The organism is Cyanobium usitatum str. Tous (assembly GCF_963920485.1).
Classification (GTDB): Bacteria; Cyanobacteriota; Cyanobacteriia; order PCC-6307; family Cyanobiaceae; genus Cyanobium_A; species Cyanobium_A usitatum_A.
The window spans coordinates 1,576,544-1,590,508 of sequence record NZ_OY986431.1 but is presented as its reverse complement, the minus strand read 5'-3'; the positions used below and the strand labels follow the sequence as shown (position 1 = coordinate 1,590,508).

The window sequence follows — 13,965 nt, the reverse complement described above, 5'->3', positions numbered from 1 at the left end:
TCAGCGCCGGGGCAGCGGCAAAGGTGGTGGCGGCCGCAGCGGACCGCTGAGGCTCTGGTGCAGCTGGCTGAAGGCAGCCTGGCGATAGGGGGCCCCCTCCTCGCCGGCATGGAGGCCCCACAGGCCCTCCCAGTAGAAATAGATCACCCCGTGGCCGCGGCTGGTGGCCAGCTGGGCTTTCTGGGCCAGGGTGGCCATGGCCGGGGTGCGGCCGCCGAAGCCCGCCAGGATGCCGATCTCCACCGGCATGCCCCAGCTGCGCGCCTTCACCAGGGCCGGTTGGTTGAGGTCCTTCTCGAACCCCTTGAGCGAGTAGGCATAGTTCTGCACCACCAGGTCGTCGATCAGCTCCCCCAGGGCCCAGAGCTCCCAGTCCTGCAGCCAGTGGTTGTAGGCAAAGCGGAAGGGGCCCGGCGAGAGGCTGATCACCGTTCCAGAGGGCTTGAGCTGGCCCCGCAGCTCCCGCAGCAGGGCGGTGAGCTGCTGACGACGCCAGCGCATCCAGGCCCGATCCGTGTGGTCGTCTGGCGGCTCCCGGCCCGTGGCCACCCGGAATAGTTCGCGGCTGTAGGGGTCGTAGCCCAGCTCCACCGGCCAGGCGAAGTGGTCGTCGAGCTGGATGCCATCGACGCTGCAGCGCTGCACGATTTCGCCGATCAGGCCAAGAAAGCGCTGCCGCACCCCCGGGTGGGCTGGGTTAAGCCACACCATTGGCTTGCCGTGCATGACCATCTCAGTTCTGCCATCCCGGCGCTGCAGCACCCACTCGGGGTTTTGGCGCACCACGGCTGCGTCGGCCGGCTCCATTAGGCCGTACTCAAACCAGGGGATCACCTGCAGGCCGCGGCGATGGGCGGCCTTGGTGAAGCGGCAGATCGGATCGAGGTTGGGGTTGGCCTTCTCCAGGGCCGGCTCCATCGGCGCATGGCGGGAGCGGTGGAAGGTGGTGCCCCGGCTCCACACGTTGGGATAGAGGGTGTTGAAGCCCGCTTCGGCCAGCTCCTGCACCGCCCGATCGATGCGGGCGGGGTCGTAGTAGAGCGGGCTGGGGCTATTGGTGAGCCACACGCCGATGCGCCGGGGCGGAGCTGGCTGGCCTTTGGCCAGCAGCGGAGCGTTGCCAGCCCAAGGCAGGCTGAGCAAAATGCTCGCCACTGCTGGCAAAAAGGCCTTCAAGCGGGCGAAACGACGCAACTTCAGCGGACCTGGTTTCAGCGGATCTGGTGTCAGCGGAACATTGAGCTCACCGAGCTCTCCTCGTGGATGCGCCAGATCGCTTCGCCGAGCATCTTGGCCACCGAGAGCACCTGCAGCTGGGGGAAGCGGTCTTCATCGCGGCGGGGAATGCTGTTGGTGACAAGCACCTCCTCGAACAACCCCGGCTCCGACATCCGCTCAATTGCCGGTGGCGAAAACACCGCGTGGCTAGCGCAGGCCAGCACCCGGGTTGCCCCCCGCTGCCGCAGCAGCCGGGCACCGGCAGAGATTGTGCCGCCGGTGTCGATCATGTCGTCGATCAGGATTGCGGTCTTGCCCACCACATCGCCAATCACGGTGAGGCTTTCGGCCACGTTGTGACCGGAGCGACGCTTGTCGATGATTGCTAGGGGGGCGTCATTCATCTGCTTGGCGAAGGCCCGGGCCCGGGCTACACCGCCCACGTCCGGGGACACCACCACCACTTCGCCTAGGTCGCGGGTGCGCAGGTAGTCGACCAGCACCGGCGAGCCATAGATGTGGTCGCAGGGGATGTCGAAATAGCCCTGGATCTGGGCGGAGTGCAGGTCCATGGCCAGCACCCGATCCACCCCAGATTTAGCCAGCAGGTTGGCAACAAGTTTGGCGGTGATCGACTCCCGTCCGGCGGTCTTGCGGTCGGCGCGGGCGTAGCCGTAATACGGCACCACTGCGGTGATCTGCCGGGCCGAGGCCCGCTTGCAGGCATCCACCATGATCAGCAGCTCCATCAGGTGATCGTTCACCGGGGCGCAGGTGGGCTGGATAAGAAAGACATCGCAGCCGCGGATCGACTCCTGAATCTGGATGTAAAGCTCGCCGTCTGCGAAGCGTTTGATCACCCGCGGCCCATCTGGCACGCCCAGATAGGTGCCAATTTCCTTGGCCAGTGCTTGGTTGGCGGTGCCACTGAACAGCCGCAATCGCCGGGTGTCGTGATTCGACTGGCTCGCGCTGCCCTGGGGCGCCACGCGATCAGCGGTCAGAAAACTGGTCACGGCGGGCGCTAACGCGTCGGCTGAAACCCGATGGTAGAAGCGAGCCCGCCCACCTAGTACAAAAATCCATGACTCTTTCCCTGCCTGGTCGGCAACGCCCGTTGGTGCTGGTGGGAGCTGGTACGGCGGCTGCGGTGGCGACGCTGCAGGCAGAAGCGGGGCCAACGCTGGCCTTGGCCCTGGGCCTGCCCTGGGGTAACCCTCTCGCAATTGAGCAACCGCCCCAATCCCTGGCTTCCCTGGCTGAGCAGGGACCAGGCCTGGTGCCCTTGCCGCTAGATCCCGGCCTGGTGTTGCAGGGATTCGGCCACTGGGCCGAGGCCCTGGGGGCCTGGCGCCAGCCGGTGCTGCTGCTGCTGGCGGCCGAGCAGCTGCAGACGGGCCTGCCGGCGGCGATGGCTGCCCTGCTGGATCAATGGCAAGTGCCCCTGGCCGGGCTGGTGCAGGCCGGTGGCCCCTGGCAGCCAGACCTGCGCCGCGGCGATGGCCTGCCCTGGCTGGGAACCCTGGAGGAGCCTTTTGGCCTGGCCCCCGCTTTGGCGCTGCGATTGGAGCTGTTACTGAGCCGTTGAGTTGGTCGGTGCTGGCCAGAGGGGCTCAGGGGCGCTGCTGCTGATCTCGCGCAACCCGGCAGTGGCCGGTTCCGGTGCCGGGGCAAGGGGCAGGCTGGTGAATTGCACGCTCTCGGCCTGATCTAGGCCAGCCGCCAGCAGGCTCAGGGTTTCTGGCTGGCTCAAATTGGTAACAACCCCCTGGTTGTTGAGTGATTTGAGCAAATAGGCAAGCTGGCCCAGTTGCTCCGGCAGGGCCAACTCCCGCAGCAGGCTGCGCACCACCAGCTGCTGTTTTTCCTGGCGACTCTCCTCGGGCCGGTCTGGATCGCGGTAGCGCACCAGTTGCTCCACCTGGTTGCCCTTGAGCCGTTGCAGCCCGCCCTGAATGTTGATGCTTAAGCCCTGGCTCTTGTCGTTGTAGCGAAGAGCCAGGGTGGGATTGGCGGCGATGCTGCCCAGGCCATCAACCAGGCTGCGCAGGTTGGAGCGGCCCAGCACCAAAAAGCGCGCTGGCTGGCCCGAGTCGAGGCCCACCAGGTTGCGCGCCGCATCGGCGGTGAGGGCTACGCCGCCGATGCGATAGAGGCTGCCGAGACTCTGGGGGCGTTTCTGGCCTGGGAGTTGCACGGCCAGGTTGGGCGGCAGGCTGAGCACCTGCAGGGGCCCCTGGGGATTAACCCGCACCAGCAGCAGGGCATCGGCGTTGGCTGCCCCCCGGGGAGCGGCCCTGTTGAGCGGATCCCCGGGACGCTCGCTGTCCAGGCCGATCACCAGCAGGGTGATGCTGCGGTTGGGGGGCTTGGCCAGGTCGGCTGGCGTCAGCTGCTGCAGCGGTTCGGTGGCACGGTCGCTTATGGGCCAGAGCACACCGATCAGACCAGCGCCCATGGCCATGCCCACGGCTAGCGCACCCAGCCGCAGCAGGGTGGGTCCCCGGCGGGGTTGGCTTGCGGTGGAACGTCGGGCCATGGGGGCTTGTCGGCAAACCACTTTGGCCCAAGCCCCTACGCCTTGCACCCGATAGGTTGTGGCGGCGCAGATGCGATGGGGAAATCCGCTGATGGCTGCAAGTGCTCCCCATGAGCGCGCCCGGCCCCTGGCCAAGGGCAGCGTCTATCCAGCCAAAGATTTATGCAGCCAGTGCGGTCTGTGTGACAGCCGCTGGGTTGCTTACGTCAAAAACAGCTGCGCCTTTCTGGAGCAGCGCTTTGAGGCGATGGAGGCTGCGGCCCATGGCCGTAGCCGCGACCTCGACAACGAGGAGGAGCTTTATTTCGGCGTGCAGCAGCGCATGCTCACCGCCCGGCTGCAGCAACCGATCGAGGGGGCCCAGTGGACCGGGATCGTCAGCCGCATCGGTGTGCGGGCCCTGGAAACTGGCCTGGTCGACGCGGTGCTGTGCGTTGGCCAAAGCGAGGAGGATCGCTTTACGCCCGTGCCCCGCCTCGCCCGCACCCCGGAGGAGGTGCTCAGCGCCCGGGTGAATAAGCCCACCCTGTCCCCAAATCTGGAGGTGCTGGAGCAGCTGCCCGGCAGCGGCATCCGCAAGCTGCTGGCGATCGGCGTTGGCTGCCAGATCCAGGCCCTGCGGGCGGTGCAGCCCACCCTGCCCCTCGACGAGCTCTACGTGCTGGGCTTGCCTTGCGTAGACAACGTCAGCCGAGCCGGCCTGCAGACCTTCCTCGATAGCACCGTCAGCTCGCCAGAGACGGTGGTGCACTACGAGTTCATGCAGGACTTCCGCATCCACTTCCGCCACAGCGACGGCCGCGAGGAAACGGTGCCCTTCTTTGGGCTGGACACACCCAAGCTCAAGGATGTATTTGCTCCGAGTTGTTTGAGCTGTTTCGACTACACCAACGCCGGCGCCGACCTGGTGGTGGGCTACATGGGCGCGACCTTCGGCCGCCAATGGCTCACGGTGCGCAACCCCAGGGGCCAGTTGCTGCTGGATTTGGTGGAGGAGGAGCTTGACGTGGCCCCTGTCACCTCCAGTGGTGAGCGTTTTGCGGCGGTGCAGCAGGGCATCGAGGCCTACGACAAGGCCCTGAAGCTGCCCATGTGGCTGGCCAACCTGATCGGCTTAGTGGTGCAGCGGCTCGGGCCGAAGGGCCTGGAATATGGCCGCTTTTCGATCGACTCCCACTTCACCCGCAACGCCCTTTGGTTGCGGCGTAACCATCCGGAAAAGCTCGAAGCCCACATTCCGGCGTTTGCTAAGGCCATTATTAGTAGATATCGGCTGCCGGCCTCGTGAATCAGGCCCACCGCCATGCCGGGGTGCTGCTGCACCCCACCGCCTTGCCCGGTAAGGGTGGCTGCGGCAGCTTTGGACAAGCTGCCCATGATTGGCTTGACCTCCTCGGTCGCCATCGCATTGGCATTTGGCAATTGCTGCCCCTCGCCCCCACCGACGGCACCGGCTCGCCCTACAGCTCCCCTAGCGGCTCGGCCCTCAACCCCTGGCTGCTCGATGGCGAGCGGCTGAGGCAGGAGGGCTTTCTGCAGCCAGAGGACCTCGAGGCCCTGCCCGGTGCGACTGCGGCTGAAGGGCCGATGGATTTGTCGCTGGTTGCGGCCCGCAGTAAGGCTTTGGGGGAGGCCCTGGCCCGCCGCTGGGGCGCCCAGCCCGCAGAGCAGCAACGGGCTTTTGCCCGCTGGCGGCGCAGCCAACGGCGCTGGTTGCCAGACCATGCCCTCTTCATGGTGATCCGCCGGCTCCAGGGCGGCCAGCCCTGGTGGCAGTGGCCGGCGCCCCTGGCCCAGCGTCAGCGCCGCGCCCTGGCGCGAATTGCCACCGATCATGCCGACTGGCTGCTGCAGGAGCAGCTGCTTCAGTGGCAGCTGCAGCGCCAGTGGCAGCAGCTGCGCCGCCAGGCCAGCCAGGCCGGCGTGCAGCTGCTGGGCGATCTGCCGTTTTATGTGGCCCACGACAGCGCCGACGTTTGGGCCCACCGCTCCTTGTTCTCCCTGCGCCCCGATGGCTCGCTCACGGCCCAGAGCGGCGTGCCGCCCGACTACTTCTCGGCCACCGGCCAGCTCTGGGGCACCCCTGTTTATCGCTGGCCCAGACACCTGCTCAGCGGCTTCAGCTGGTGGCTGGCTCGCCTGCAGCGCCAATTCGAACTGTTTGACCAGCTGCGGCTCGATCACTTCCGCGCTCTGCAGTCTTTCTGGAGCGTGCCGGGTGATGCACTCACCGCCGAAAACGGAAGCTGGCGCTGGTTTCCAGGCTGGCCGCTACTGGCCTTGCTCTGGCTGCGCCGCGGCAGGCACCTGCCCCTAATTGCTGAGGATCTTGGTGTGATCACCCCGGCGGTGGAGGCCCTGCGGGATGGTTTTGACCTGCCAGGCATGAAGATCCTGCAGTTCGCCTTTGATGGCGACTCCACCAATCCCTACCTACCCGCCAACATCCGCGGCCGCCGCTGGGTGGTGTACACCGGCACCCACGACAACGCCACCAGCGTTGGCTGGTGGCAGAGCCTTGGTGACGACGCCCGCCAGCGGGTGGCCGAGGCGGTGGGTGCGCCGATCACGGCGCCGGCCTGGCAGCTGCTGGAGCTGGCCCTGGCCAGTTCTGCCGACCTAGCGGTGGTGCCCCTGCAGGATCTGCTCGAGCTCGACGACCGGGCCCGCTTCAATACCCCAGGCACCAGCTCGGGCAACTGGACTTGGCGCCTGCAGCAGCCGGTGGCCAGCCTGGATGGGGCCCTGCAGGGCTACGGCGCCATGGCGGGGCGCTACGGCCGGGCTGCTTCTGCTGGTGAACTGAACTGACCCGGCTGGCCCTTCACCGGCTGCAGGGGTGAGCCGTTCCAGTTCACTAGATCGCCGGCGCTGGGTGCAGGGTTGAGGCTGAGGCGGAAGCTGCCATTTAGGGGCAGGCTGAGGCTGCCGCTGCTGCTGCGCAGGTTTGTGCGAACTCCGCTGGCGCTCTCCAGCGTCAGCTGGCTGGGCTGGCTTAGTTGCAGCTCCAGCACTCCGGCAGCTGGTGTTTGGCTTGGCTTTGCCCGCCGCAGTTGCCCTACCCCCTGGCCCTTGGCGGCCAGCTCCAGGGGGCGCAGCTCGGGATAAAGCTGCAGCAGGGCTTGCTCAGGCCGTGGCGCTTTGGCCTGGTCTCCGGCAGGCAGCGGCGCAATTGGCCGCAGCGCCAGCAGCCCCCGGGCTGCCAGTTGCTGCTGCTGCAGGTTCACCGCGTAGATCAAGCCCAGGGTCAGCAGGCCGTAGAGCAGCGTGCCCTGCCAGGTGGTGAATACATCGATTGAGCCCGGCGTAAAACGCAGCAGCAGGGGCTCTCGCCTTTGGCCCTGAAAACGGTTTTTCTCGCTGCTTGGCAGCACCGTTTCCAGGCTGCCCGGCGGCAGCTCTAGGTGCCGCTCGATCAGCGGCACCATGGTGCGCAGGTAGGTGGCTTCTGGCAGGCGGTCGCGCCAGCCTCGCTCGATGGCCTCCAGCACTGCCGCGCTGATGCGTGTTTGCAGGGCGAGGTCTCGCAGGCTCAGGCCCCGTTCTTCGCGTCGCAGCCGCAGCCGCTGGCCTGCTGCCAGCAACGGATCAGCCGGAGCCTCGGCAGGGCCACTTGGGGCCGCTGAACCAGGGCGCCACCAGAAGCCAGTGCGCCACCAGCGGCCGGGGCGGCCTTGCGGGCGCTTTGGTGGCAGCGGGGTGGAGGGGCTCAGGGTGGGGGCGCGGGATTAAGCAGCTGCCATTCTTGGCGATCAAGGCGCCGCCAGCGACCTTCGGGTAATTCGCCCAGCTGCAGGGGGCCGATTGCTAGCCGCTGCAGGTCGAGCACGGGGTGGCCAAGGGCCTCGGCGGTGCGCCTGATCTGACGGTTGCGTCCCTCCCCCATCCGCAGTTCGATTTCGGTTGCCTGGGGGCGCCTTTGAAGCAGCACCAGCCCCACCGGTTGGCTGGCCTGGCCATCAAGGGGCACTCCGGCGGCCCAGCGCTGCAGCACCGAGTCCGTCGGTTCGCCCTTCACCCACACCCGGTAAGTCTTGCGGTGGCCGTAGCGGGGGTGGGTGAGCCGCAGGGTTACCTCCCCCTGGTTGCTGAGCAGCAGGGCGCCGCGGCTGTTGGCATCAAGCCGCCCCACCGGGTGGAGCCCGCTGCCGTGGCGCAGTTCGGCTGGCAGCAGGTCCAGCACGGTGGTCCTCCCCTCGGGATCGTGGCAGCTGCAAACCACCCCCACCGGTTTGTTGAGCAACAGCAGCAGGGGCTGGGGCCTGGCCGCCAGGGGCTCTCCCCGCACGCTGATGCGATCGCGCTCGGGGTCGGCCCGATCGCCCAGCTGGGCCACGGCACCATTCACCTGCACCAGGCCTTGAGCCAGCAGTTGTTCAGCCTGGCGCCGGGAGCAGAGCCCGACGTTGGCCATCAGTTTTTGCAGCCGTTCAGAGGCCATGTCATCCATGTTCGCCCTTGAAAAGAATGGTAGGTTTACGAAACCAAAGAGTTTCGTAAACCGGCACGCCATGCCCGCCCTGTCCGTTCTTGGCTCTAGCCCCAGTGCCGGGGCTGCCTCGGCCCAATCAGGCGGCGACCTAGTGCGCAGCTACCTGCGGGACATCGGCCGAGTGCCGCTGCTGTCCCATGAGCAGGAGATCACGCTGGGCCGCCAGGTGCAGGAGCTGGTGGGCTTGGAGGAGCTAGAGCAGGAGTTGGAGGTGCAGCTGGGCAACAAGCCAAGCCAGGCGGAATTGGCCCAGGCTGCTGGGCTTAGTGCGCCCCTGCTTAAGAAGCGCTTGCAGGCGGGCCGTCGGGCCAAGGAGCGGATGGTGGCTGCGAATCTGCGGCTGGTGGTGAGCGTGGCTAAGAAGTACACGCGGCGGAATATGGAGCTGCTGGACCTGATCCAGGAGGGCACGATTGGCTTGGTGCGCGGCGTGGAGAAGTTCGACCCAACCCGTGGCTACAAATTTTCAACCTATGCCTATTGGTGGATTCGCCAGGGGATTACGCGGGCAATCGCTGAGAAGAGCCGGACGATCCGTCTGCCAATCCACATCACCGAAACGCTGAACAAGCTCAAGAAGGGCCAGCGTGAACTGAGCCAGCTGCTGGGGCGCACGCCGACGGTGACGGAGCTGGCAGAAGCGGTGGAACTGCCGGAAGAAGAGGTGAAGGATCTGCTGTGCCGTGCGCGCCAACCGGTGAGCCTGGAGACGAAGGTGGGCGACGGCGATGACACCGAACTGCTGGACCTGCTGGCAGGAGACGCGGAGCTGCCTGAAGACCGGGTGGATGGCGAGTGCCTGAAGGGCGACCTGCGAGCGCTGCTGGAGCAACTGCCGGAGCTGCAGGGGCGGGTGCTGAAGATGCGCTACGGCATTGAGGTTGGGGAGCCATATAAGAGCTTGGAGCCGATGAGCCTCAGCGCCATTGCCAAGCAATTGGGCATGAGCCGCGACAAAACTCGCAACCTGGAGCGCAAAGCCCTCGAAGGTGTAAGAGCCCAGTCACGCATGCTTGAGGGTTATTTAGTGGCCTGAGCTGGCCCAGCGATAATTGTCGGTAATAAACTTAGAAAAACTAAACTTAGAAAAACTGATCAAAGTTGTCAAAGTCGACTGCGCTGAAGGTGCCAGCTTCTACCTGAGCCATCAGCCGTTCCAGCTGCACCCAAAGGGCGCCGGCGGTGGCAATCGACAACACAAATGAAACCAGCAGGGCAACCCCCGCTGAGAAACCGAATACCTGCAGGCTGCCGCCAATAAACAGGGTGATGCCGATCACCACGCCGAAGTAGGGCAGAGTTACTGCAAAACTGCCAAGCGGTAGCAGGGGCAGCCGATCTTGTTTCCAGCCCTCCAGCTTGTTTTCTACCAATTTGGCGAAGGTGAGCCCGCAGAGCACGCCGATGGCCAGGCCCACACCCGCCACTAGGTAGGGGGGCTGGATGATCTGGGCATACTCCAGCAGGATGTCGCTGGCATCGAGGTCGGCATACATCCAGCCGTCCGGCAGGGCGCTGCTGTCCATGGCGTCGAGGGGCAGGCTGGCCATCGGCTGGGACTGGTCTGGGTGGCCGAGACCCTAGGCCCTCAGGGTTCCCAGCGCTGGGAACCCAGGAAGGTGAGTTCGACGAAGCTGCTGCCGTTGTGGTCCTGGGGGCCCAGTTGCACCCGGTAGCCGCCAAGGTCTACGTTGCGCATGGTCTCAAGGGCGGTCACAAAGCGTTGGCGGCTGGGTGCCGGCCCGGCCCGACGCAGGCCTTCCACTGTCATTTTTGCGGCAAGGAAGCCCTCCAGGCTGATAAAGCCGAAGTGCGGTTTGGTCTGCTGGCGGCGCATCAATTCCTGGTATTCCTTCACCACTGGCACCCTTTCGTTCCACGGGAAAGGCACTACCTGGGCCACGCCAATGCCACTGGCCTCATGGCTTTGCAGGGAGGACCTCAGGCCGCTGGTGCCTACAAACGACACGTTCATCAGCTGGGCTGTGCTGCCGCGCCGCCGCATCTCGCGGCTTAAGGAGGCCGAGCTCGGGTAGGCCGCTACCACCAAAACCGCGTTGGCATTGGCGTTTTGCACCATGCTCGCAGCCCCAACGGTTTGGTTTGAGTTGCGCTCAACGCTGGCAGTGGCCACTGGTTTGAGGCCATGGCGTCTTAAGGCCTTTAGAGAGCCCTTGAGGCCGTCTTGGCCAAAGGCATCGTTTTGATAGACAACCGCAACCCGATGGCGGCCGCTGCGCACTAGGTAGTCGACCATCCGGTCGATTTCCATGTGGTAACTGGTACGCAGGTTGAACACCATGGGGCGATGGGGCTGTCGTAGCAGTTGGGCGCCGGTGAGTGGTGCTATCAGTGGAATTTTCTGTTTCTCAACCAAGGGCAACACAACCTTGACGGTTGGGGTGCCCACATAACCAAACAAGGCAAACACCTTGTCGCGCTCAATCAGCTGCTTGGTGTTGCGCAGGGTCAGAGGTGGGTCGTAGCGGTCGTCGAGGCTCAGCAGCTTGAGGCGCCTGCCATGCACGCCACCTTGGCGATTCACTTCGGCGAAATAGGCCAGAGCCCCTTCTCGGTATTCGCTGCCGAGCATGCCGGAAGGGCCACTGAGGGGAGCCGACTGCCCCAGCACCAGTTCTGTTGATGCCAGGGCAGGCAGGGTCAGCGTCAGGGCCAGCGCCATTCCGGTGCCTACTGGCCCACAAGCGGCTTTCAGCTTTAACTTCAGCAAACTGCAGGGGATGGGCATGGGGAAGCGCAGGCAAAGGCCTTGGAATGTGCTGGCGATGGTTGCCGTTGTTCTGGCAGCCATCCTGGCCATGGTTGGCATCGGGCGCATTGATGTGAGCCCAGTGCTTAGCCGCGACTCTCTGCGTCTCTCCTCCGCATCCCGCGCCCTCACCACCCTGCCCCTCGGTAAGAAGCCGGCCCTGGGGGAATGGAGCGCCATGCGGGGAGACCAGCTCAGCACCGGCGAGGAAAGGGTGGATCGAGCTGAGTTGGAGCGAGCCAAATATAAGGTGGAAGTGGGAGTGTATTCAACTAGTAATTATGAGCTTGATTTAACGGTGCCGAGCTATTCCAGCAGTGGCTATGTTTGGCTGCGCTGGGAGGAGCCTATGCAGCGCTATGTGGAAACTCACGGCGGGGATATTTCCAGCTTGTTTATTGTGCTAAATACCTTGCTTTCTGATAAGGATTCTAGCCTTGGGCCGGTCGGCGAAACCCCGGTGCGGCTCGCCGATGGCAGCTACTATCAATTATTCACTTATATTGGCAGATATTATGTGGACAAGGCTAGTTTTCGGCACTATCCTTTCATGAATGTCAGCCTGCCAGTCGTTATTGAGCCTAATGACGTAGATGGGGAGCTCGGCTACCGAGATCTCCGCTTAATACCGGAGATTCGCAATAGCGGCATGGGGCTCTACGCTCGCATCATCGGCTGGCTAAATACCGGCTGGTCGATTTCTGAATACCGGCACCATTACGCTACAAATTTTGGGCTTGGTGGCGAAGAAAATGACTATAGCCAGATCCTCTTTGAGATTTCCTATGGCACCTCTTCATGGGCGTCTTTCTGGAGGTTGTTATTACCACTCTCCGTGTTGATGGTCATGGTGTTATTGGTATTTAAGGTGCGGCCCGATGAGCAGGATGCCCGCGCCAGTATTCCGGTCACGGTGCTACTTACTTTGGTTTTTCTGCAGCAAACCTATCGCGATAAGCTGCCTGATTTACCCTTTCTTACCTTCCTTGATCAGGTGTACGTTGTTGCCTACGTAGTGACCTTGGCGGCTTTTGTATTGGTCCTATGGATTGGGCGTCGTTATGCTGTGATGGAATCGATTGAAGATATCGCTGAGAAACAAGCATTGCTGCAGCAGCTGAATCGCCTCGATGACACCTGGCCACTAGTTGTGGTGCTGGTAGGTGGTGCTGCTATCACCTTCTGCTGGATGACAATCCCCCAAGTTGGCTGAGCTATCTGTTGGTTAAGCTTATCGTTTAAACCTATCGTTTAAGCGGGTTGCAGGGTAAGCCTTGCCAGCATGCCACTAACCAACTTGCGTGGTGAAAAAGTACGCCCCATCAAGCCCATCAAAGCGCGCAAATCATCTGTGTGAAGTCGATCGCCCTGAACCAGGGTAAGCAGCAGTCGTTGCCGCAGGCTGCCGCCTTCTCGACCCAGCAGCAGCTTTAGGCCAGCTCCTGCAACTGGAAGCAAATCTGGATTGGTGGAATCGTTTTCCACGACTGCCAATAGATTTTCCAGCCGTTCAAGCTGCAGACGACCATGGCGATCAAAGAGCACCTCAAGTAGTTTTTCACGCATCTCACTGGTGTCGCCTGCCAGTAGGCGTCGGGCCACGTAGGGATAGGCAACACGGATTATCTTGAAGCTGGGCTCAAGCCGCAGGGCCAGGCCCTCCTGGCTCACCACCGCCCGAATGATCAAGGCGAAGCGAGCTGGCACCCGGAAGGGATAGGCATACATCAGCTCCGAAAAACGATCGGTGATGGCTTTGAAGTTGAAGGAGCCCACGTTGTCGCCCAATGCGCCACCAAGCACCTCCTCAAGGGCAGGAATGATTGGCTCGAGGTCGGCCTTGGGGTTGAGGAAGCCAAGACTGACAAAATCAGCGGCTAGGGCGCTGAAATCCCGATTGATCAGGTGCACTACGGCCCCGGTGAGGGTGAGGCGATCGCTGTCGCTGATTGAGTCCATCATGCCGAAATCTACGTAGGCCACATGGCCTAGGGGGCCGGTTTTGCCGGAGAGGGCGAATAGGTTGCCGGGATGGGGATCGGCATGGAAATAGCCAAATTCGAGTAGTTGCTGCAGCCCGGCGATTACGCCAGTGCGGATCAGGGCTGAGGGATCCAGGTTGCGAGCCTCCAGCGCCTGGCGTTCCTGCAACTTGGTGCCATTGATCCACTGGGTGGTGAGCACCCGCTGGCTGGATAGCAGTCGCTCCACCCGCGGCACGGTCACCTCGGGCTGGCTAGCGAACAGATCGGCAAATCGTTCGGCGTTGTTTGCCTCGAGCCGGTAATCAATCTCCTCGAACAAAGTTGAGCCGAATTCATCGATGATGTCGCCGAGGCCAAAGCCCAGGTTGAGCGGCAGCAGCGGCGCACTCAGCACAGCCAACAGGCGGATGATCACTAGATCCCGCCGCAAAATGGTGGGCAGATTGGGGCGTTGCACCTTGACGGCCACCCAGTGGCCATCAGCGAGCTGCGCTTTGTAGACCTGGCCCAAGCTGGCGGCTGCTACGGGGTAGTCGGGGAATATCTCAAACAACTGGTCGGCCGGGGCGCCCAATTCCTGCTCAATGGTTGCCAGGGCAATTTCATGGGGATAGGCGGGCAGGTTGTCCTGCAGCTGGGTGAGCTGTTCGAGCCAGTCGCGCCGCACCAGATCGGGCCTGGTGGAAAGGGCTTGGCCCACCTTGATGAAGCAGGGGCCCAGGTCCGTGAGCGTGGTGAGAATGCGCCTTCCCAGCCGTTGCTGCACTTGGGCATTGCTGCTGTTGCCCTGCACCACCAACACCAGGGCCAGGCTTGACAGCTGCCAGATCACCACGAACAGCCGGGCTATCAGCACCCAGGGGCGCAACAGCAACCAGCGCAGGTCCCGGCCTGGGTCGTAACCCAGCTCCTTGGCAGCTTCGGCGTTGGTCAAGGCACAGCAGTGGCTAGCTGGGCAGAC

Annotated in this window: 13 protein-coding genes; 5 read left to right on the top strand and 8 right to left on the bottom strand. The window is 63.7% G+C overall.

The features are described from left to right. Both U9970_RS08565 and U9970_RS08560 read right to left on the bottom strand, forming a co-directional pair. Nucleotides 1-1,200 carry a glycoside hydrolase family 10 protein gene (locus U9970_RS08565; protein ID WP_407653111.1) on the bottom strand — a complete coding sequence of 400 codons (1,200 nt, stop codon included), beginning with the start codon at nt 1,198-1,200 and terminating at the stop codon, nt 1-3. Between the two features lie 26 nt (nt 1,201-1,226). Beyond that, complete coding sequence (locus tag U9970_RS08560) at nt 1,227-2,234, bottom strand: ribose-phosphate pyrophosphokinase (protein WP_322763882.1); 1,008 nt, start codon at nt 2,232-2,234, stop codon at nt 1,227-1,229. A gap of 68 nt (nt 2,235-2,302) precedes the next feature. On the opposite strand from U9970_RS08560, the gene U9970_RS08555 reads away from it, so the two are divergent. Next, the gene (locus U9970_RS08555; protein ID WP_322763881.1) at nt 2,303-2,806 is read left to right on the top strand and encodes a hypothetical protein; all 504 of its coding nucleotides are present in this window, start codon (nt 2,303-2,305) and stop codon (nt 2,804-2,806) included. Here the strand turns inward: U9970_RS08555 and U9970_RS08550 are convergent. Continuing rightward, a complete protein-coding gene (locus tag U9970_RS08550; protein WP_322763880.1) occupies nt 2,792-3,757 on the bottom strand; it encodes an LCP family protein in 966 nt (321 codons plus the stop codon). The two genes, U9970_RS08555 and U9970_RS08550, sit on opposite strands and share 15 nt — an antisense overlap. A gap of 91 nt (nt 3,758-3,848) precedes the next feature. On the opposite strand from U9970_RS08550, the gene U9970_RS08545 reads away from it, so the two are divergent. Together U9970_RS08545 and malQ are read left to right on the top strand one after the other, a co-directional pair. Continuing rightward, nucleotides 3,849-5,045 carry a Coenzyme F420 hydrogenase/dehydrogenase, beta subunit C-terminal domain gene (locus tag U9970_RS08545; protein WP_254941200.1) on the top strand — a complete coding sequence of 399 codons (1,197 nt, stop codon included), beginning with the start codon at nt 3,849-3,851 and terminating at the stop codon, nt 5,043-5,045. Beyond that, the gene (gene malQ, locus U9970_RS08540; RefSeq protein WP_322763879.1) at nt 5,042-6,568 is read left to right on the top strand and encodes a 4-alpha-glucanotransferase; all 1,527 of its coding nucleotides are present in this window, start codon (nt 5,042-5,044) and stop codon (nt 6,566-6,568) included. Before U9970_RS08545 ends, malQ begins: the two co-directional genes overlap by 4 nt. Here malQ and U9970_RS08535 read toward each other — a convergent pair. Together U9970_RS08535 and U9970_RS08530 are read right to left on the bottom strand one after the other, a co-directional pair. Continuing rightward, entirely contained in the window at nt 6,532-7,341 is an 810-nt protein-coding gene (locus tag U9970_RS08535) for a helix-turn-helix domain-containing protein (protein ID WP_322763878.1), read from the bottom strand. The two genes, malQ and U9970_RS08535, sit on opposite strands and share 37 nt — an antisense overlap. A gap of 125 nt (nt 7,342-7,466) precedes the next feature. Next, nucleotides 7,467-8,198, bottom strand: a complete 732-nt coding sequence (locus U9970_RS08530; RefSeq protein WP_322763877.1) for a pseudouridine synthase — start codon at nt 8,196-8,198, stop codon at nt 7,467-7,469. Nucleotides 8,199-8,268: 70 nt separating this feature from the next. On the opposite strand from U9970_RS08530, the gene U9970_RS08525 reads away from it, so the two are divergent. After that, nucleotides 8,269-9,285, top strand: coding sequence for an RpoD/SigA family RNA polymerase sigma factor (locus U9970_RS08525; protein WP_322763876.1), 1,017 nt, complete (start codon nt 8,269-8,271; stop codon nt 9,283-9,285). Nucleotides 9,286-9,331: 46 nt separating this feature from the next. Here the strand turns inward: U9970_RS08525 and U9970_RS08520 are convergent, their stop codons facing one another. Both U9970_RS08520 and U9970_RS08515 read right to left on the bottom strand, forming a co-directional pair. Continuing rightward, the gene (locus U9970_RS08520) at nt 9,332-9,799 is read right to left on the bottom strand and encodes a hypothetical protein (protein WP_106632733.1); all 468 of its coding nucleotides are present in this window, start codon (nt 9,797-9,799) and stop codon (nt 9,332-9,334) included. A 38-nt stretch (nt 9,800-9,837) separates the two neighbouring features. Continuing rightward, a complete protein-coding gene (locus U9970_RS08515; RefSeq protein WP_322763875.1) occupies nt 9,838-10,932 on the bottom strand; it encodes an ABC transporter substrate-binding protein in 1,095 nt (364 codons plus the stop codon). Nucleotides 10,933-10,936: 4 nt separating this feature from the next. On the opposite strand from U9970_RS08515, the gene U9970_RS08510 reads away from it, so the two are divergent. Further along, entirely contained in the window at nt 10,937-12,232 is a 1,296-nt protein-coding gene (locus U9970_RS08510) for a hypothetical protein (protein ID WP_322763874.1), read from the top strand. 38 nt (nt 12,233-12,270) lie between these two features. On the opposite strand, the gene U9970_RS08505 is transcribed toward U9970_RS08510, so the two are convergent. Next, on the bottom strand, nt 12,271-13,911 hold the full coding sequence (locus U9970_RS08505; protein WP_322766075.1) for an ABC1 kinase family protein: 1,641 nt from the start codon (nt 13,909-13,911) through the stop codon (nt 12,271-12,273). Nucleotides 13,912-13,965: the final 54 nt, after the last annotated feature.